Below are 18,803 nucleotides of genomic sequence, written 5' to 3' on the forward strand. Positions count from 1 at the left end.
CATGCTGGCTGATAAAGATCGCATCTTCACCAATATCTATGGCTTTAAGGACCAGTCGCTGAAAGGCGCCATGTCGCGTGGCCATTGGGATAACACCAAGGGCTTTGTCGAAAAGGGCCGTGACTGGATCATCAATGAAATGAAGGCTTCGAACCTTCGTGGACGTGGTGGTGCTGGCTTCCCGACTGGCCTCAAATGGTCGTTTATGCCGAAGGAAGTGACGGATCGTCCGCATTACCTCGTCGTGAATGCCGATGAATCCGAGCCGGGCACCTGTAAGGACCGCGAAATTCTGCGCCACGATCCGCATACGCTGATCGAAGGCTGCGTGATCGCCGGTTGTGCTATGAGTGCGCACACCGCTTACATCTATCTGCGCGGTGAATTCATGCGTGAGCGTGAAGCGCTTCAGGCAGCGATTGATGAGTGCTATGACGCTGGCCTTCTGGGCAAGAACAATAAGTGCGGCTGGGATATGGATATATTCCTTCATCACGGCGCTGGCGCTTATATCTGTGGTGAAGAAACCGCTCTGCTTGAAAGCCTTGAAGGTAAGAAGGGTCAGCCACGTCTGAAGCCTCCTTTCCCTGCGAACATGGGTCTTTATGGCTGCCCGACGACGGTTAACAACGTTGAATCGATTGCTGTTGCTCCGACAATCTTACGTCGTGGCGGTGCATGGTTCTCGTCAATTGGTCGTCCGAACAATGTCGGCACCAAGCTGTTCCAGATTTCTGGTCATGTGAACACGCCTTGTACTGTTGAAGAAAGCCTTGGCATCACATTCCGCGAGCTGATCGAAAAGCATGGCGGCGGTATCCGTGGTGGCTGGGACAATCTGCTTGGCGTTATTCCTGGCGGTGCTTCCTGCCCAATCATCAAGGGCGAAGACATGATGGACGCCATCATGGACTTTGACGGTATGCGCGAGAAGAAATCTTCATTTGGCACTGGCGGCGTGATTGTCATGGACAAGTCCACCGACGTCATTAAGGCAATTGCTCGTCTCGCAGCTTTCTTCAAGCATGAAAGCTGCGGACAGTGCACGCCTTGCCGTGAAGGCACGGGCTGGATGTGGCGCGTGATGGAACGCATGGTCAAGGGTAACGCGCAGAAGCGCGAAATCGACATGCTTCTCGACGTTACCAAGCAGATTGAAGGTCATACGATCTGCGCGCTTGGTGATGCTGCTGCATGGCCTATTCAGGGCCTGATCCGTAATTTCCGTCCGGAAATTGAAAAGCGCATTGACGATTACACACGCAACGCCGTTCAGAGCCGCAATATCCGTCTGGAAGCAGCGGAATAGGGCTTAGGCATTGTGTGAGTGCAGCCCACCTCCCATGGGCCGCAAGTGAGTTTGACATCTGGAAGATGCGGCAAGAGCCGCAGGTTTGGATAAGCGATGGCAAATATTAAGGTTGACGGCACAGAGATCGAAGTACCCGATCACTATACGCTCCTTCAGGCTGCCGAAGCCGCGGGGGCTGAAGTCCCGCGTTTTTGTTTCCACGAACGGCTTTCCATCGCTGGAAACTGCCGCATGTGCCTTGTTGAAGTGAAGGGTGGACCGCCAAAGCCGGCCGCATCCTGCGCTATGGGCGTTCGCGACCTGCGTCCCGGTCCCAACGGCGAAGCACCTGAAATTTTCACCAACACGCCGATGGTCAAGAAGGCCCGCGAAGGCGTGATGGAATTCCTGCTTATCAACCATCCGCTTGATTGCCCGATTTGCGATCAGGCTGGCGAGTGCGATTTGCAGGATCAGGCGATGGCGTTTGGTACCGATGGCTCGCGCTATCGCGAAAACAAGCGTGCGGTTGAAAACAAGTATATCGGCCCACTCGTCAAGACGGTCATGACACGCTGCATTCATTGCACGCGCTGCGTTCGTTTCACGACCGAAGTGGCTGGCATTTCTGAACTCGGCCTCATTGGTCGCGGTGAAGATGCTGAAATCACCACCTATCTTGAACGCGCAATGACCTCGGAACTGCAGGGCAACGTCATCGATCTTTGCCCGGTTGGTGCTCTGACCTCGCGTCCATATGAATTCCAGGCGCGTCCGTGGGAACTGAACAAGACTGAAACTATCGACGTGATGGATGCTGTTGGTTCAAACATCCGCGTTGATACCCGTGGCCGTGAAGTGATGCGCATTATGCCGCGCGTTAATGAACAGGTGAACGAAGAGTGGATTTCCGACAAGACCCGCTTCATCTGGGATGGCCTGCGCACGCAGCGCCTTGATCGCCCATATGTTCGCAAGGGTGGTCGTCTAGTTGCCGCAACATGGCCAGAAGCTTTCGCAGCAATCGCTGCTAAGGTCTCTGCAACTACCGCCGACAAGATCGGTGCCGTTTCGGGCGATCTGGCTTCTGTTGAAGAACTCTACGCTCTTAAGAACCTGATCGCATCGCTCGGCTCGAAGAATATCGATAGCCGCCAGGATGGTGCAGCACTTGATCCGGCTCTTGGACGTTCAAGCTATCTCTTTAACGCAACGATCGAAGGCATTGAAAATGCTGACGCTCTTCTGATCATCGGCTCCAACCCACGCGTTGAAGCTGCTGTTTTGAATGCGCGTATTCGCAAGCGTACTCGTATTGGCCGTTTCCCGATTGCGATGATCGGCGAGCAGGCTGAACTGCGTTACGATTACGAATATCTCGGCGCAGGCGCAGATACTCTGGCAGCCGTTGCTTCCGGAAAAAATGCATTCCGCGACGTATTGGCAAAGGCCGAACGTCCGCTGATCATCATTGGTCAGGGCGCATTGACCGGTGAAAACGGCGCAGCTGTTTTGGCTCAGGCTGCGAAGCTTGCACAGGATGTTGGCGCGATCAGCGCTGAGTGGAATGGTTTCTCAGTTCTACACACCGCCGCGTCCCGCGTTGGTGCTCTTGATCTCGGCGTTGTTCCGGGCGAGGGCGGCAAGGCAGCTGGCGAAATGTTAGGCAATCTTGATGTTGTGTTCCTGCTTGGTGCAGACGAACTCGACATGACAAACAAGGGCTCCAGCTTCGTTGTCTATATAGGCACACACGGCGACGCCGGTGCACATGCCGCTGACGTTATTCTTCCGGGTGCAGCCTATACCGAAAAATCGGGTACATGGCTCAACACCGAAGGTCGCGTACAGCTTGGCAACCGTGCTGGTTTTGCTCCGGGCGAAGCAAAGGAAGATTGGGCAATTCTGCGCGCTCTTTCCGATACGCTCGGTAAGCGCCTGCCATTTGACAGCCTTTCGCAGCTTCGCGCTAAGCTCTATGCAGACTTCCCGCATATGATGGCGATTGACACAATTGCACCTTCAAACGCAGACGATCTGTCAGCGCTTGCAGCAAAAGCATCTAACCTTTCTGGCGGCGTTGCGTTCGTTTCGCCGGTCAAGGATTTCTATCTGACGAACCCAATCGCGCGTGCTTCCGCTGTCATGGCCGAGTGCTCGGCGCTTGCGGCCGGCAGCTTCCAACAGGCAGCTGAGTAAGCGAGAGAGAGACGGAATAATGGACGGAATTTTTGCAGCTTACGTCTTGCCCGCGCTGATCATAGCGCTGAAGTCGGTCGTTCTGCTTGTCGTATTGCTGATCGTCGTGGCTTACCTGCTTTATGCGGATCGTAAGATCTGGGCAGCCGTGCAGCTTCGTCGTGGACCAAACGTTGTTGGTCCATGGGGTCTGTTTCAGGCTTTCGCCGATCTTCTGAAGTTCGTCGTTAAAGAGCCGATCATTCCTTCGGGCGCGAATAAGGGTGTATTTCTTCTTGCACCTTTCATTTCAGCGGTTCTGGCAATGGCAACATGGGCAGTCATCCCGGTCAATGAAGGCTGGGCGATTGCAAACATTAATGTCGGCATTCTCTATATCTTCGCTATTTCTTCGCTTGAAGTATATGGCGTGATCATGGGCGGCTGGGCTTCCAACTCGAAGTATCCATTCCTGGGTGCACTTCGTTCGGCAGCGCAGATGGTCTCTTATGAAGTGTCGATTGGTTTCGTGATTGTTACGGTTCTGCTCACCGTTGGCTCGCTCAACATGACAGACATCGTACTTTCGCAGAATACAGGTCTTGGCACATCGCTTGGTCTGCCTGCGTCGTTCCTCGACTGGAACTGGCTGGTTCTGTTCCCGATGTTCGTGATCTTCTTCATTTCAGCGCTTGCTGAAACGAACCGTCCGCCATTCGATCTTGTCGAAGCTGAATCCGAACTCGTGGCCGGTCATATGATCGAATATTCGTCCACGCCGTTCCTTCTGTTCTTCCTCGGCGAATATGTGGCGATCACACTGATGTGCGCGCTCATGACCACACTCTTCCTCGGCGGCTGGTTGCCTCCGGTTGACGTATGGTTCCTCAACTGGGTTCCGGGCATCATCTGGTTCATGCTCAAGCTCTGCATGTGCTTCTTCATGTTCGCCATGGTGAAGGCTTTTGTACCGCGTTACCGTTATGACCAGTTGATGCGTCTGGGTTGGAAAGTGTTCCTGCCGATCTCGCTCGGTATGGTTGTTCTGACCGCAACCGTCATCAAAGTCTTCGATCTGGTGTAAGGAGAAAGATAAATGGCTTCATTCGCACAGGCCGCGAAATCCCTCCTTCTTAAGGAATTCGTTGCGGCTTTCTTCCTCTCTATGCGCCAGTTCTTTGCGCCAAAAGCGACGCTGAACTATCCGCATGAAAAGGGTCCGATTTCGCCTCGTTTTCGTGGCGAGCACGCGCTGCGCCGTTACCCAAACGGTGAAGAACGCTGCATCGCTTGCAAGCTTTGCGAAGCGATCTGCCCGGCACAGGCCATCACCATTGAGGCGGGTCCACGCCGCAATGACGGCACGCGCCGCACGGTTCGTTATGACATTGATATGGTGAAGTGCATCTATTGCGGTTTCTGTCAGGAAGCTTGTCCCGTGGATGCAATCGTTGAAGGTCCGAACTTCGAGTTTGCGACCGAAACCCGCGAAGAGCTTTACTATGACAAGGACAAGCTCCTTGCCAATGGCGATCGCTGGGAACGCGAAATTGCGCGCAACATCGCTATGGATGCGCCATATCGCTGATTGGTTTTGCTGAAACGCCGTTTCAGCATCCGGTTTGAAAAGCGGCAACAAGAAGGGGCGGCCCGTCTTGTTGCTGGAATTTAAGTTTCGCGATTATTCGCGGCAAACAAAGACTAAAGCGGATGAAGCAATCAGGCTTTGTCCACGGAAAGGTGTTGGGGGATCCCCATGCTGACAGGTATTGCGGCAGCGTTCTTCTATCTGTTCGCCTTTATCATGATCGCAAGCGCGTTCATGGTAATTGCGGCACGCAACCCCGTGCATTCGGTACTGTTTCTCATCCTCGCTTTCTTCAATGCAGCGGCGCTGTTTTTGCTGACGGGGGCCGAGTTCCTCGCCATGATCCTGCTCGTCGTTTATGTCGGTGCTGTGGCGGTTCTGTTCCTCTTCGTCGTCATGATGCTGGATGTTGACTTCTCCGAATTGAAGCGCGGTGCGCTGCAATATGCGCCGGTTGGTGCTCTGGTTGGTCTGATCCTGCTGGGTGAGCTGATTGTTGTATTTGCGGGTTCGATGTTCACGCCAAAGCTGGGGCAGGGCGCTATGCCGATCCCTGACGTTGCGGAACGCACCAACACTGCGGCCCTTGGCGACATTCTTTACACTGACTTTGTCTTCCACTTCCAGATTGCTGGATTGGTCCTTCTGGTCGCCATGATCGGTGCAATTGTTCTGACGCTGCGGCACAAGCCGAATGTGAAGCGCCAGTCGATTTCGGATCAGGTTGCTCGTACGCCTGAAACGGCGATCGAGATCAAGCAGGTCGAAACAGGCAAGGGCATCTGAGGAAAAGAATATGGAAATCGGTATTTCTCATTATCTGACCGTATCAGCCATCCTGTTCACCCTTGGCGTTTTCGGTATCTTCTTAAACCGTAAGAACGTCATCGTTATCCTGATGTCTGTCGAATTGATCCTTCTCTCGGTCAATCTCAATTTTGTGGCGTTTTCTTCTGTGCTTGGCGATATGGTCGGGCAGGTTTTCGCGCTGTTCGTTCTGACTGTTGCGGCTGCGGAAGCAGCTATCGGTCTCGCAATCCTCGTTGTTTTCTTCCGTAATCGCGGTTCTATCGCGGTGGAAGACGTCAATGTTATGAAAGGTTGACGGGCAAATGCTCTATAACGCGATCGTCTTCCTTCCGCTTATTGGCTTTCTTATTGCCGGACTTTTTGGCAATAAGATCGGTGCCAAGGCGAGTGAATATGTGACTTCCGGCCTGATGGTGATCGTCGCGATCCTGTCGTGGGTCGTGTTCTTCAAAATCCCACTCGGCCACGATGCCGAAACGGTTCGTATCCCTGTTCTTCATTGGGTAACGTCGGGTTCGCTGTCTTTTGACTGGGCTTTGCGCGTTGATACGCTGACTGGCGTTATGCTGGTCGTGGTCAACTCAGTGTCGGCACTGGTGCATATCTATTCGATTGGATACATGCATCACGATCCGCATCGTCCGCGCTTCTTCGCTTATCTTTCGCTTTTCACCTTTGCCATGCTCATGCTGGTCACATCGGACAATCTGATCCAGATGTTCTTCGGCTGGGAAGGCGTGGGGCTTGCTTCTTACCTTCTGATCGGCTTCTGGTACCAGAAGCCTTCGGCAAATGCCGCTGCAATGAAGGCATTCGTTGTCAACCGCGTTGGTGACTTCGGCTTCCTGCTGGGTATCTTTGGTCTGTTCGCGCTGTTCCAGACGGTTGATTACAACACGCTTTTTGCAGCCGCCGCAAACTACCTGCCAGCTGAAGGCGCTGCCGATACTGGTGCTGTTGTGCTCAACTTCCTTGGCTATGAACTGCACAAAGAAACCGCTCTGACGGTCGTCTGCCTGCTCTTGTTCATGGGCGCGATGGGTAAATCGGCGCAGTTCCTGCTGCACACATGGTTGCCTGACGCGATGGAAGGCCCAACACCTGTTTCCGCACTTATTCACGCGGCAACGATGGTGACCGCGGGTGTGTTCCTGGTTGCGCGTATGTCGCCAATTTTCGAACTCTCGCATACGGCTCTTCTGATCGTGACGATCATCGGCGCAACGACAGCATTCTTTGCTGCAACGATTGCTCTGGTTCAAAACGATATCAAGCGCGTTATCGCATACTCGACCTGTTCGCAGCTCGGTTACATGTTTGCGGCTCTGGGTGTTGGCGCCTACGGAGCTGCTGTATTCCACCTCTTCACGCACGCTTTCTTCAAGGCACTTTTGTTCCTTTGCGCAGGTTCGGTTATCCATGCCGTTTCTGACGAACAAGATATGCGTCGTATGGGTGGTTTGCGTAAGCTGATCCCAATCACCTACTGGATGATGATGATCGGTACTGTTGCAATTACGGGTCTCGGCGTTCCGGGAACGATCATCGGTACTGCTGGCTTCTTCTCGAAAGATGCGATCATCGAGTCGGTGTTCGCATCGCACAGCCTTGCTTCAGGTTATGCATTCACGCTTCTGGTGGTTGCGGCTCTGTTCACAAGCTTCTACTCATGGCGTCTGATTTTCTTGACCTTCTATGGCAAGCCACGCGCTTCTGCAGAAGTTATGCATCACGTTCATGAATCGCCTCCGGTTATGCTCGTACCGCTGTTGATCCTTGCAGTCGGCGCACTGTTTGCAGGTGTCGTGTTCAAGGAATACTTCTTCGGCCACGAATATGCTGAATTCTGGAAGGGTGCGCTCTTCACGTTGCCAACCAACGAAATCCTGGAACATTATCACCACGTTCCGTTGTGGGTTAAGTTGTCGCCGTTCATCGCTATGCTGATCGGTCTGGTAACGGCATGGATCTTCTACATCCGTGCACCGCAAATCCCGAAGGCACTCGCAGAGCGTCATCGTGGTCTGTACCAGTTCCTTCTCAACAAGTGGTACTTTGACGAGCTTTATGACTTGATCTTCGTTCGTCCTGCACGTTGGCTCGGCCGCTTCTTCTGGAAGGTTGGCGACGGCAAGATTATCGACGGTTACGGTCCTAATGGTGTCGCTGCACGCGTTCTCGATGTTACAGATCGCGTTGTGAAGATGCAGTCGGGTTACCTTTATCATTACGCATTCGCGATGCTTATCGGCGTCGCCGCGCTCGTCACCTGGATGATGCTCGGGAGCTCTTTCTGATGACCGATTGGCCAATTCTTTCTACGGTCACATTTCTGCCGCTCGTCGGCGCCTTGTTGATCCTTCTCATCAAGGATGACAGCGAAGCCTCGCGTCGTAACATCAAGAATGTTGCGTTGCTGACCACGGTTTTCGTTTTCATTCTATCCCTGGTTATCTGGGCCGGATTTGATAATTCAAACCCCGGCTTCCAGATGGTCGAACAGGTCGGCTGGCTCGGTGGTGGCATTTCCTACCACATGGGCGTTGACGGCATTTCGATGCTGTTTGTCGTGCTGTCTGCTTTCCTCATGCCGTTCTGCGTGCTGGCAAGCTGGCTGGCCATCGACAAGCGCGTCAAGGAATACATGATCGCGTTCCTTATTCTGGAAACGCTGATGATCGGCGTGTTCTGCGCGCTGGATCTGTTCCTGTTCTATGTGTTCTTTGAAGCAAGCCTTATTCCGATGTTCATCATCATCGGCGTATGGGGTGGCAAGCGCCGCGTTTATGCGAGCTTCAAGTTCTTCCTTTATACGCTGCTCGGCTCCGTATTGATGCTGATCGCGATTATGGCAATGTACTGGCAGGCCGGTACGCTTAACATCGTCGAACTGCTGAAATACGATTTCCCGGCAGGTATGCAAACATGGCTATGGCTTGCCTTCTTCGCGTCCTTTGCCGTGAAGATGCCAATGTGGCCGGTTCACACATGGTTGCCGGATGCGCACGTTGAAGCGCCGACAGCAGGTTCGGTCATTCTGGCCGGTATTCTTCTGAAGCTCGGTGGCTACGGCTTCCTGCGCTTCTCACTGCCGATGTTCCCGCTGGCTTCTGCCGATTTCGCTCCGTTTGTGTTTGCACTCTCAGCAATTGCTATCGTCTACACCTCGCTCGTTGCGTTGGTGCAGGAAGACATCAAGAAGCTGATCGCGTACTCGTCTGTTGCGCATATGGGCTATGTGACCATGGGTATTTTTGCCGCCAACGAGCAGGGCGTGCAGGGTGCAATCTTCCAGATGCTTTCGCACGGTATTGTTTCTGGCGCACTCTTCCTTTGCGTCGGCGTGATCTATGATCGCATGCATACCCGTGAAATTGCGGCCTTTGGCGGTCTCGTAAACAGAATGCCGAAATATGCAGTTGCCTTCCTCATCCTGACGATGGCGAATGTCGGTCTTCCGGGTACGTCGGGCTTTATCGGTGAATTCCTCACGCTGTTCGGTGTCTTCCGCGTCAATACGTGGGTAGCGCTGTTCGCAACATCGGGTGTGATCCTGTCGGCAGCTTATGCGCTCTGGCTTTATCGCAACGTGGTGTTTGGTGCGCTGACCAAGGAAAGCCTTAAGGGTATCCTCGATCTCACCCCGCGTGAGAAAGTGATCCTGTATCCGCTTGTGGCTCTCACCATCTTCTTCGGTGTGTATCCGGTTCCGGTCTTCGATGCGACCGCGAGCGCCGTGCATGCACTGGTTACCAATTATGACGCAGCGCTGGCAAATGCCGCTAGCGCTACGCTGGCGCAGTAAGTAAAGGCGTAGGCTTGATGCAAACCGACCTGATTGCTTCCCTGTCTCTCGCAGCTCCCGAGGTTCTCCTCGCGCTGAGCGGACTGGCATTGCTCATGATCGGCGTGTTCTCCGGAGAGCGCGCCTCAACCCTCGTCAATGGCCTTGCAGTTGCTGTTCTTATTGCAGCACTCGCACTGATCGTTATCTTCCCACACAATGGCAGCGCTTTCGGCGGTGCCTTTGTCAACGATGCTTTCGCACGCTTTATGAAGGTGCTGACACTGATCGGCTCCATCGTGGCGCTGATCATGTCGGTTGGCTTTGCGCGTGAAGAGAAATTCGATAAGTTCGAATTCCCTGTGCTGATCGTGTTGTCCACGCTTGGCATGCTCATCATGGTGTCGGCATCCAACATGCTGACACTCTATATGGGCCTCGAATTGCAGTCGCTTGCGCTCTACGTGCTTGCTGCCTTCAATCGTGACAGCGTTCGTTCGACAGAGGCTGGCCTTAAGTATTTCGTTCTCGGCGCGCTGTCGTCGGGTATGCTGCTCTATGGTATCAGCCTTGTTTACGGCTACACCGGCCATATCGGTTTTGCCGAAATTGCAACCGCCATTTCTGGTGGCGAGCGTCAGCTCGGTCTGGTGTTCGGTCTGGTCTTTATTCTTGCAGGCCTCTGCTTCAAGATTTCTGCTGTCCCATTCCATATGTGGACGCCAGACGTTTATGAAGGTTCGCCAACGCCAGTAACCGCGTTCTTTGCTGCCGCTCCTAAGATGGCTGCAATGGCTCTGATCGTTCGTGTTGTTGAAGGTGCCTTCGCTCCCGTCACCCAAGACTGGCAGCAGATCATCACTTTCGTTGCAATCGCTTCGATGGTGCTGGGTGCCTTTGCCGCTATTGGTCAGCGCAACATTAAGCGCCTGATGGCTTACTCGTCGATCAGCCACATGGGCTATGCCCTTGTCGGTCTGGCTGCCGGTACGGTTGTCGGTGTTAAAGGCGTTGCTCTTTACATGGCGATCTATCTTGTCATGACGCTCGGCAGCTTTGCTTTCATCCTGTCCATGCGGACCAAGGAAGGCAATGTCGAGAAGATCGAAGATCTCGCAGGCCTGTCGCGCAGCAATCCGGTTATGGCAGTGATCATGACGATCATGCTGTTCTCGCTTGCTGGTATTCCGCCGCTCGCTGGCTTCTTCGGTAAGTGGTACACCTTCGTTGCAGCCGTTGAAGTGGGTCTTTATCCGCTTGCAATCATCGGTATTGTGGCATCGGTTGTGGGTGCGTTCTATTACCTGCGCATGATCAAGATCATGTGGTTCGATGAACCAGTGACAACTTTCGTTCCGGCAGCAATCGAGCTGCGTCTCGTATTGCTCGTTTCTGGTGCCTTCGTTCTGTTCTATGGACTGATCGGCGGCTGGCTCGGTGGTTTGGCTGAAACTGCAGCCAAAACATTCTTCTGAGCATGACAATGAATAAGGCCGCAGGTGATGGCAATCGTTTCACGCTGGCACCTGCGGCTTTAGCAGACAATTACCGACTGGAGTTTTTTCCAGTCGTTGGTTCTACCAATGCAGAGGCGCTTGCACAGGCTAATGCCGGTGATGCAGGGCGCCTCTGGTTCGTTTCTCCGAAACAGGAGAGCGGACGAGGGCGCCGCGGCCGTACATGGACCGCGCCCGAAGGCAATCTCGCAGCAACGCTGCTACTGGTTGAACGTTTTGATCCCCAAATTGCCGCTACTTTAGGATTTGTTGCAGGCCTAGCGCTTACTGAGGCTGTTGATGCCGTTTTGCCGCCAGCCGTTGCGTCAAAAGTGAATGTCGCTCTTAAATGGCCAAACGATGTGCTGGTCGATGGTGCAAAACTTTCCGGTATTCTCCTTGAATCCACACTGCTCCCAGATGGGCGCTTTGGAATAGCGGTTGGCATGGGAACGAACGTTGTCGCGGCACCTGAAGGTCTGCCTTATGCCGCAACCTCCATCAATGGATTGGGCGGCAATACGGATGCAGCCACGCTGTTTCTGGCGCTGTCCGATGCATGGTGTCACTATCACCGTATCTGGGATCAGGGGCGTGGCCTCAACACTATTCGCGAGTTTTGGTTAAAGCGCGCCCATGGTTTGGGCCAGCCTGTAGCTATGCAGTTGAATGGCCGCATTGTTGAAGGCGTGTTTGAAACTATCGATTCGGATTGCCGTCTGGTGATCCGCGAAGACGATGGAACACGCGTGTCGGTCACTGCTGGCGATGTCTATTTCGGAACCGCTGCATCGGTCAAAGCTGGTTCCTGATCGAATATATGTGAACAATCGGCCTTTCAATCTGCTGTTCCGGGCTTGCAAACTATCGGTAGTGGGTTCAACAGGGGCATAATAAATTCTAATTGGAGCGCATCCCGAAAAGTGTGAAACGGTTTTCGGATAAGATGCGCGTTGAAAAAACCTTTTAGAGCGCCGATCTGATTGGGTCAGATCGAGATGCGCTTTAAAGAACAGGGAGGCATTATGCCCCGCTCAACACAGACGCAATTTGTCTTCCTGCCATTGGGTGGTGTCGGCGAAATCGGCATGAACCTCGCCATGTATGGCTATGGACCGGAAAACAATCGCGAATGGATCGTGGTTGATATGGGCGTAAGCTTTGCTGGTCCTGAACATCCAGGTGCTGACTTGATCCTGCCGGATATTCGCTTTTTGGAAGCTGAGAAGCACAATCTGCGCGCTATTATTATTACGCATGCACATGAAGACCATTACGGTGCGCTGCTTGATCTCTGGCCACGCCTCAAGGCGCCGGTTTACGCAACGCCATTTACTGCGGGCCTGCTTGAAGCCAAGCGTCATTCTGAAATTCGTGCACCTGAAATTCCGGTCACGATCTTCAAAGCTGGCGAGACTTTCGAAGTTGGGCCTTTTAAGCTTGAAGCGATTGCAGTTACCCACTCGATTCCTGAACCGGTTTCGCTGGCGATCACCACGCCGCTTGGAACAGTCGTTCATACTGGCGACTGGAAGATGGATCCCGATCCTTCGATGGGACCACTGATCGATGAGGCACGGTTTCGCGCTATCGGCGATCAGGGCGTTCTGGCGCTGATTTGTGATTCCACCAACGCTATGCGCGAAGGTGAATCTCCATCGGAGCGCGAAGTCGGCGATAGCTTGCGCGAACTGATTGAAAATGCGCGTGGGCGCGTTGCGATCACGACCTTCTCGTCCAATGTTGGCCGTATCCGTTCGATCACTGAAGCCGCACGCGACGCTGGCCGTCAGGTGCTGGTGGTTGGCCGTTCGATGAAACGCACAATCGCTGTTGCAACCGAGCTCGGCTACATGGAAGGCCTGCCGGAATTTCTAAGCGAAGATGATTACGGCTATATTCCGCGTGAAAATGTCGTGATGATCCTCACCGGCAGTCAGGGCGAGCCAAGAGCAGCGCTCGCCAAGCTGTCGCGTGATGAAATGCGCAGCATTGCTCTTTCGGCTGGTGACACGGTGATTTTCTCATCGCGTCCGATCCCGGGCAATGAGAAGGCCATTCTTGAAATCAAGAACAAGCTGATTGATCAGGGCATTAAGCTGATCAGCGATGATGATGCGCTAGTGCATGTTTCTGGCCATCCGCGCCGCAGTGAATTGAAGCGGATGTATTCATGGGTGCGCCCGCAAATTTTGGTTCCGGTTCATGGCGAAGCGGCCCATCTGGTAGCCCAAGGTTCGCTTGGTGCCATGGAGGGCATTGAACAAATCGCGCAGGTGCGCGATGGCGATATGCTTCGTTTGGCACCGGGCAAAGCTGAAATCATCGATAAAGCCCCGATTGGCCGTATTTATAAAGACGGCAAGCTGATCGGTGACGAAGATGAAATTGGCATGGTTGAGCGCCGCAAGCTTGCCTATGTCGGCCACGTCGCCGTTTCCGTTCTGCTCGACCGTGATTTCAAGATTATGGATGAGCCCGATCTGGTTGCCTTTGGCGTGCCAGAGGAAGACGGGCAGGGCGAACTGATTGAAGATTTGCTGCTTGATGCCGCAATTGAAGCAATCGACAGCATTCCGCGCACACGCCGCAAAGACCTCGAAGTGGTCCGGGAATCGGTTCGCCGTGCAGTTCGTGCTGCGACAAATGAAGCATGGGGCAAAAAGCCGGTAGTGACGGTGTTCATCAACCGGATAAAGTAAATCTGTTTTCTGGAGGAGGAAATAGATGCTTGAACGCCTGAACCATGTTGCAATTGCGGTCCCTGATATTCGGGCCGCTTCTGCGCTTTACAGCGGCCAACTGGGTGCAAAAGTAACCGCACCTGAGGCTCTGCCGGAACATGGCGTTACGGTTGTTTTCATTGATGTTGGCAACACCAAGATCGAATTGCTGGAACCATTGGGCGATGGATCGCCCATTTCAGCGTTTCTTGAAAAGAACCCATCGGGCGGGATGCATCATCTCTGCTACGAAGTCTCTGACATTATCGCAGCTCGTGATCACCTGAAGGCTGAAGGCGCTCGTATTCTTGGAAATGGCGAGCCGAAGATCGGCGCACATGGAAAGCCGGTTCTGTTTCTACACCCCAAGGATTTCAACGGAACATTGATTGAGCTGGAGGAGGCGTGAGATGACCATTGTTTCCGGCATTGCCATGTATTTTATCTTCTGGTGGATAACATTATTTGCGATTTTACCTGTGGGCTTGCGCACTCAGGCGGAAGAAAATGAAGTAACATTGGGTACAGTTGCCAGCGCACCCGCCAAACCTCGCATCGGTCGCGCTTTCGTTCGCACAACTGTCGTAGCGTCTGCCATATTCGGCCTATATTATTATATGACGCAGGTGCATGGTTTCGGCCTTGATGATATTCCGCATTTCTTTCCTGACTTGAAATAAGCAGGAAATCTTCTTTCATTTTACAGAATGCTAATTCCATGCCTAATATTTAGGCATGGAATTTATGAAGGTTATTTTTAGGAAAAATATTTGATTTAGCGTGAATCTAAAAGTTATAAATTCACCATAACTATTTGAATCTATAGAAAATTAGTGATGCCATATATCGGATTTCAATGCGAAATCCTGAGCCCTCTTTTACGGCTTGAATCCTATTCAGTTCGAACCGGCTCAAAAATGAGCGCACTCCAAAAAACAAATAATATCAATGTACTGCTTGAGTATGGTCGTGCAAAAACTTGACTTTCTTAGTGAAGCCAAAAAAAAAGCAAGGCTTTCGCCTTGCTAGTCGAATACGCGTTCGACCCGTTTCCATTTTACCGGCGGCAGCGACATATCGCGCCTGGATCCATCCTCCCAAGACTTTGACCGCGTTAAACAACGGTTATTTCCGTTGTCAGGCTTATTGATGAAAAAAATAGCGGACTGCACAGCTTTTGTCACCAAAAATCTTTCATAGCGTCATATTTCCTTCGCAATTTTTGCTCGAATGATATGCCAGCTACATAAAACATTGAATTTTAATACAAATCTAAAACCTACTGTTTTGATGTCTATGTCAGGGTTCTGTTGACGATTGTTGTGGGCCGTAAAAATGTTGGTTAGCAAACAGTAAAGGGGCGGGTTTTCAACCGCGTTATAACCCGTTATGAAACCGGCAGATTTGCTTAATTTTTGCCTGATTCTCCACACAGTCGGTTGCTACTCAGGTAATCTCTCTCTTGATCGGTGGTCACGATGCGTCTGTCGCAGTATTTTTTGCCCATTCTGAAAGAAAACCCAAAAGAGGCTGAAATTGTCTCTCACAGGTTAATGCTGCGCGCGGGCATGATCCGTCAGCAGTCGGCAGGCATTTATTCATGGCTTCCGCTTGGTCTGAAAGTGCTCAACAAGGTTTGTGACATCATTCGTGAAGAGCAGAACCGCGCTGGCGCGAACGAAATTCTGATGCCAACGATCCAGTCCGCCGAACTTTGGCGCGAAAGCGGTCGTTATGATGCATACGGCAAGGAAATGCTGCGCATTCAGGACCGTCAGGAGCGTGAAATGCTCTTCGGACCGACCAATGAAGAAATGGTCACGGATATTTTCCGTTCCTATGTGCGTTCTTACAAAGACCTGCCGCTCAATCTTTATCATATTCAGTGGAAGTTCCGCGACGAAGTTCGTCCGCGTTTCGGCGTGATGCGTTCACGTGAATTTCTCATGAAAGACGCCTATTCGTTCGACCTCGACTATGAGGGCGCGAAGATGGCTTACTACCGCATGTTCGTGTCTTATCTGCGTACCTTCGCTCGCGTCGGTTTGCAGGCGATCCCGATGCGTGCGGATACCGGCCCAATTGGTGGCGATCTTTCCCACGAATTCATCATTCTCGCTGAAACCGGCGAAAGCCAGGTCTATTGCGATAAGGCTTATCTTGATCTGGCCGTTCCGGGTGCGGATACAGATTTCCGAAATGACGAGCAGCTCACTGACATCGTCAATCGCTGGACGACGCCTTACGCGGCAACCGATGAAATGCACGACGAAGCAGAATGGTCAGCGGTGAAAGCCGATGAACAGGTTTCGGCGCGCGGCATCGAAGTCGGTCATATCTTCCATTTCGGCACCAAATATTCGGAAGCCATGGGTGCGAAGGTGCAGGGACCAGATGGCAAAGACCATTTCGTTTCGATGGGCTCTTATGGCATTGGACCTTCGCGTCTGGTCGCAGCTGCGATTGAAGCTTTCCACGATGAAGCTGGCATTATCTGGCCAAAGTCGATTGCGCCATTCGGTGTGGGCATTATCAATATGAAGGCTGGTGATGAAGCTTGTGACGGCGTGAGCGAACAGCTCTACACCGCCTTCACAAATGCTGGCCTCGATCCGCTGCTCGACGATACGGACAATCGTGCGGGTTCCAAGTTCGCAACCATGGATTTGATTGGCCTGCCTTATCAGGTGATCGTCGGCCCACGCAGCGTTGCTGCTGGCGAAGTAGAAGTCAAAGACCGCAAGACTGGTGAACGTCAGACACTCACCATCGAAGCAGCAATCAACCTGTTGACGGCTTAAATATGAGCAGTGCGGCGGCAGTAAAATCTGACGGCAAGCAGAAGACGCCCAACAAGGCGCCTTCTTCTGGACCGTTTTCAGCTTATGAGCGGATGATCGCATGGCGCTATCTGCGTGCACGCCGCCGCGAAACATTTATTTCGGTGATCGCCGGTTTCTCGTTCACCGGCATCATGCTTGGCGTTGCCACACTCATCATCGTTATGGCGGTGATGAACGGTTTCCGCGCCGAGCTTCTAAACAGAATTCTAGGCATCAACGGTCATCTCATCATGCAGCCGATTGATCGGCCGCTGGATGATTATGCGAGCCTTATCACGCGGATTGATGGCATTTCCGGCGTGAAGTTTGCTATTCCGGTGGTGGAAGGGCAGGCTCTGGTGCAGGGCAATATTGGTGCCGGAACGGGCGCATTGGTTCGCGGTCTTCGTGAGGAAGATCTCGCCAAGCTCAAGCTCGTATCTGATAATATCAAGCAGGGTACCTTGCAGGGTTTTGATCAGAGCGGCGGCGTGGCCATCGGCACGCGTATGGCTGAAAATCTCGGTCTTTCCATCGGTGATACGCTGCGCGTTATCTCCCCTGATGGTGATGTGACGCCCTTTGGTGTTAACCCGCGCGTAAAAGCCTATCCGATTGTTGCGATCTTCGAGATCGGCATGTCGGAATATGATGCGTCTATCGTCATGATGCCGCTGACCGAAGCGCAGCTTTTCTTCAATCAGGAAGACAAAGTGCAGTCGCTGGAAATCTTTGTCGATAATCCAGACAAGGTTGACGCCATGCGCGCACCTGTTGAGGAAGTCGCAGCGCGTCAGATTTCTATGGTCGATTGGCGCCAGCGCAACCAGACGTTCTTTTCGGCCTTGCAGGTTGAACGTAACGTCATGTTCATGATCCTCACGCTGATCGTACTTGTCGCAGCGCTTAATATTATCTCTGGCCTTATCATGCTGGTGAAGGATAAAGGGCGCGACATCGCTATCCTTCGCACTATGGGTGCGACGCGCGGCGCGGTGATGCGCATATTCCTGATGACAGGTGCAGCCATTGGCGTGACCGGAACACTCGCCGGTGTGGTGCTCGGTGTTGTTGTGTGCCTGAATGTCGAGCGCATTCGCCAGTTTTTCTCGTGGCTTTCGGGTACGACCCTGTTCAATCCAGAACTCTATTTCCTAAGCACACTGCCAGCCAAAATGGACGTTGGTGAAACTGTCTCCGTCATTGCGATGGCATTAGTTCTTTCTTTCATCGCTACCATTTTGCCAGCATGGCGCGCTGCCAAGCTCGATCCGGTCGAAGCACTGAGGTATGAATAATGGCGGCTGAAGTCATTCTGCGTCTGGAAAATGTCAGTCGCGCTTATAAGGAAGCTGATCGCGAATTGGTCATCCTGAAGGATGCTAACTTCACGCTTCGTCGTGGCGAAATGGTCGCGCTTGTTGCTCCGTCTGGTGCGGGTAAATCGACCCTTCTGCATACGGCAGGCTTGCTTGAGCGCCCGGATGCAGGCGATGTCTTTCTTGATGGACGTTCATGCAGCGCATTGTCTGAGGACGAGCGCACAGCCATCCGTCGCAACGATGTCGGCTTTGTCTATCAGTTCCATCATCTGCTGCCTGAGTTCTCCGCACTTGAGAACGTGATGATGCCGCAGATGATCCGTGGTTTGGCACAAAAGGCGGCATCCGTTCGTGCGCAGCAATTGCTCGACTATATGAAAATCGGCCCGCGCGCTTCTCATCGTCCATCAGAGCTTTCCGGTGGTGAGCAGCAGCGCGTTGCTATCGCGCGTGCCGTTGCCAATGCACCGCTTGTGTTGTTGGCTGATGAGCCGACTGGTAATCTCGATCCGACAACATCGTCTTATGTTTTTGGCGCTCTTGAAGCACTGGTACGCCAATCTGGACTAGCTGCGATGATTGCCACGCATAATCATGAACTGGCTCGTCGTATGGACCGCCGCGTGACCTTAAAAGACGGCAAGGTCGTAGACCTCTGATAGTCATGTAACGGGGCGTATTGTATCCGCGCCTCAATACAGTCGAAGCCTTCCCAGTATCTTGTTTATTTAGCGCCGGTGGTAATCCCATCGGCGTTTGCCGTTTATATTTCATAAACCTTAAATACCG

16 protein-coding genes are annotated in these 18,803 nt (G+C 52.8%); all 16 read left to right on the forward strand.

Annotation, left to right across the window (positions count from 1 at the left end; translation table 11 throughout):
- Position 1: 1 nt before the first annotated feature.
- A complete protein-coding gene (nuoF, locus tag WH356_RS01770; RefSeq protein WP_339508387.1) occupies positions 2 to 1,309 on the forward strand; it encodes an NADH-quinone oxidoreductase subunit NuoF in 1,308 nt (435 codons plus the stop codon).
- Between the two features lie 96 nt (positions 1,310 to 1,405).
- Positions 1,406 to 3,490: an NADH-quinone oxidoreductase subunit NuoG gene (nuoG, locus tag WH356_RS01775; protein WP_339508389.1), complete on the forward strand. Its 2,085-nt coding sequence runs from the start codon at positions 1,406 to 1,408 to the stop codon at positions 3,488 to 3,490.
- Positions 3,491 to 3,509: 19 nt separating this feature from the next.
- Complete coding sequence (gene nuoH / locus WH356_RS01780) at positions 3,510 to 4,553, forward strand: NADH-quinone oxidoreductase subunit NuoH (RefSeq protein ID WP_094506963.1); 1,044 nt, start codon at positions 3,510 to 3,512, stop codon at positions 4,551 to 4,553.
- A 12-nt stretch (positions 4,554 to 4,565) separates the two neighbouring features.
- Positions 4,566 to 5,057, forward strand: a complete 492-nt coding sequence (gene nuoI, locus WH356_RS01785; RefSeq protein WP_094506964.1) for an NADH-quinone oxidoreductase subunit NuoI — start codon at positions 4,566 to 4,568, stop codon at positions 5,055 to 5,057.
- Positions 5,058 to 5,225: 168 nt separating this feature from the next.
- On the forward strand, positions 5,226 to 5,843 hold the full coding sequence (locus WH356_RS01790) for an NADH-quinone oxidoreductase subunit J (RefSeq protein WP_094506965.1): 618 nt from the start codon (positions 5,226 to 5,228) through the stop codon (positions 5,841 to 5,843).
- 10 nt (positions 5,844 to 5,853) lie between these two features.
- On the forward strand, positions 5,854 to 6,162 hold the full coding sequence (gene nuoK, locus WH356_RS01795) for an NADH-quinone oxidoreductase subunit NuoK (protein ID WP_007874552.1): 309 nt from the start codon (positions 5,854 to 5,856) through the stop codon (positions 6,160 to 6,162).
- Between the two features lie 7 nt (positions 6,163 to 6,169).
- A complete protein-coding gene (gene nuoL, locus WH356_RS01800; protein ID WP_339508392.1) occupies positions 6,170 to 8,164 on the forward strand; it encodes an NADH-quinone oxidoreductase subunit L in 1,995 nt (664 codons plus the stop codon).
- Positions 8,164 to 9,672 carry an NADH-quinone oxidoreductase subunit M gene (locus WH356_RS01805; protein WP_339508393.1) on the forward strand — a complete coding sequence of 503 codons (1,509 nt, stop codon included), beginning with the start codon at positions 8,164 to 8,166 and terminating at the stop codon, positions 9,670 to 9,672. The genes nuoL and WH356_RS01805 overlap by 1 nt, the downstream gene beginning before the upstream one ends.
- A 17-nt stretch (positions 9,673 to 9,689) precedes the next feature.
- Positions 9,690 to 11,126: an NADH-quinone oxidoreductase subunit NuoN gene (nuoN, locus tag WH356_RS01810; protein WP_339508395.1), complete on the forward strand. Its 1,437-nt coding sequence runs from the start codon at positions 9,690 to 9,692 to the stop codon at positions 11,124 to 11,126.
- A gap of 8 nt (positions 11,127 to 11,134) precedes the next feature.
- Entirely contained in the window at positions 11,135 to 11,959 is an 825-nt protein-coding gene (locus WH356_RS01815; protein WP_339508397.1) for a biotin--[acetyl-CoA-carboxylase] ligase, read from the forward strand.
- A gap of 213 nt (positions 11,960 to 12,172) precedes the next feature.
- Positions 12,173 to 13,849, forward strand: a complete 1,677-nt coding sequence (locus tag WH356_RS01820; RefSeq protein ID WP_339508398.1) for a ribonuclease J — start codon at positions 12,173 to 12,175, stop codon at positions 13,847 to 13,849.
- Between the two features lie 25 nt (positions 13,850 to 13,874).
- Positions 13,875 to 14,279 (forward strand): methylmalonyl-CoA epimerase, encoded by a 405-nt coding sequence (gene mce, locus WH356_RS01825; RefSeq protein WP_339508400.1) that lies wholly within the window; start codon positions 13,875 to 13,877, stop codon positions 14,277 to 14,279.
- Position 14,280: 1 nt separating this feature from the next.
- Complete coding sequence (locus tag WH356_RS01830) at positions 14,281 to 14,550, forward strand: DUF1467 family protein (protein ID WP_339508402.1); 270 nt, start codon at positions 14,281 to 14,283, stop codon at positions 14,548 to 14,550.
- A 798-nt stretch (positions 14,551 to 15,348) separates the two neighbouring features.
- Complete coding sequence (proS, locus tag WH356_RS01835) at positions 15,349 to 16,671, forward strand: proline--tRNA ligase (protein WP_339508403.1); 1,323 nt, start codon at positions 15,349 to 15,351, stop codon at positions 16,669 to 16,671.
- Between the two features lie 2 nt (positions 16,672 to 16,673).
- Entirely contained in the window at positions 16,674 to 17,990 is a 1,317-nt protein-coding gene (locus WH356_RS01840) for a lipoprotein-releasing ABC transporter permease subunit (protein ID WP_339508404.1), read from the forward strand.
- Positions 17,990 to 18,673, forward strand: coding sequence for an ABC transporter ATP-binding protein (locus WH356_RS01845; RefSeq protein ID WP_339508406.1), 684 nt, complete (start codon positions 17,990 to 17,992; stop codon positions 18,671 to 18,673). Before WH356_RS01840 ends, WH356_RS01845 begins: the two co-directional genes overlap by 1 nt.
- Positions 18,674 to 18,803 lie beyond the last annotated feature (130 nt).

It is taken from the genome of Ochrobactrum sp. MYb379, from assembly GCF_037479515.1.
Lineage (GTDB): Bacteria > Pseudomonadota > Alphaproteobacteria > Rhizobiales > Rhizobiaceae > Brucella.

Coding starts and splice junctions, on each gene's coding strand:
- nuoG (WP_339508389.1), top strand. CDS start 1,406: ATGGCAAATATTAAGGTTGACGGCACAGAGATCGAAGTACCCGATCAC.
- WH356_RS01805 (WP_339508393.1), top strand. CDS start 8,164: ATGACCGATTGGCCAATTCTTTCTACGGTCACATTTCTGCCGCTCGTC.
- WH356_RS01815 (WP_339508397.1), top strand. CDS start 11,135: ATGAATAAGGCCGCAGGTGATGGCAATCGTTTCACGCTGGCACCTGCG.
- nuoF (WP_339508387.1), top strand. CDS start 2: ATGCTGGCTGATAAAGATCGCATCTTCACCAATATCTATGGCTTTAAG.
- nuoN (WP_339508395.1), top strand. CDS start 9,690: ATGCAAACCGACCTGATTGCTTCCCTGTCTCTCGCAGCTCCCGAGGTT.
- nuoK (WP_007874552.1), top strand. CDS start 5,854: ATGGAAATCGGTATTTCTCATTATCTGACCGTATCAGCCATCCTGTTC.
- WH356_RS01790 (WP_094506965.1), top strand. CDS start 5,226: ATGCTGACAGGTATTGCGGCAGCGTTCTTCTATCTGTTCGCCTTTATC.
- mce (WP_339508400.1), top strand. CDS start 13,875: ATGCTTGAACGCCTGAACCATGTTGCAATTGCGGTCCCTGATATTCGG.
- WH356_RS01820 (WP_339508398.1), top strand. CDS start 12,173: ATGCCCCGCTCAACACAGACGCAATTTGTCTTCCTGCCATTGGGTGGT.
- nuoI (WP_094506964.1), top strand. CDS start 4,566: ATGGCTTCATTCGCACAGGCCGCGAAATCCCTCCTTCTTAAGGAATTC.
- nuoH (WP_094506963.1), top strand. CDS start 3,510: ATGGACGGAATTTTTGCAGCTTACGTCTTGCCCGCGCTGATCATAGCG.
- WH356_RS01845 (WP_339508406.1), top strand. CDS start 17,990: ATGGCGGCTGAAGTCATTCTGCGTCTGGAAAATGTCAGTCGCGCTTAT.
- WH356_RS01840 (WP_339508404.1), top strand. CDS start 16,674: ATGAGCAGTGCGGCGGCAGTAAAATCTGACGGCAAGCAGAAGACGCCC.
- WH356_RS01830 (WP_339508402.1), top strand. CDS start 14,281: ATGACCATTGTTTCCGGCATTGCCATGTATTTTATCTTCTGGTGGATA.
- nuoL (WP_339508392.1), top strand. CDS start 6,170: ATGCTCTATAACGCGATCGTCTTCCTTCCGCTTATTGGCTTTCTTATT.
- proS (WP_339508403.1), top strand. CDS start 15,349: ATGCGTCTGTCGCAGTATTTTTTGCCCATTCTGAAAGAAAACCCAAAA.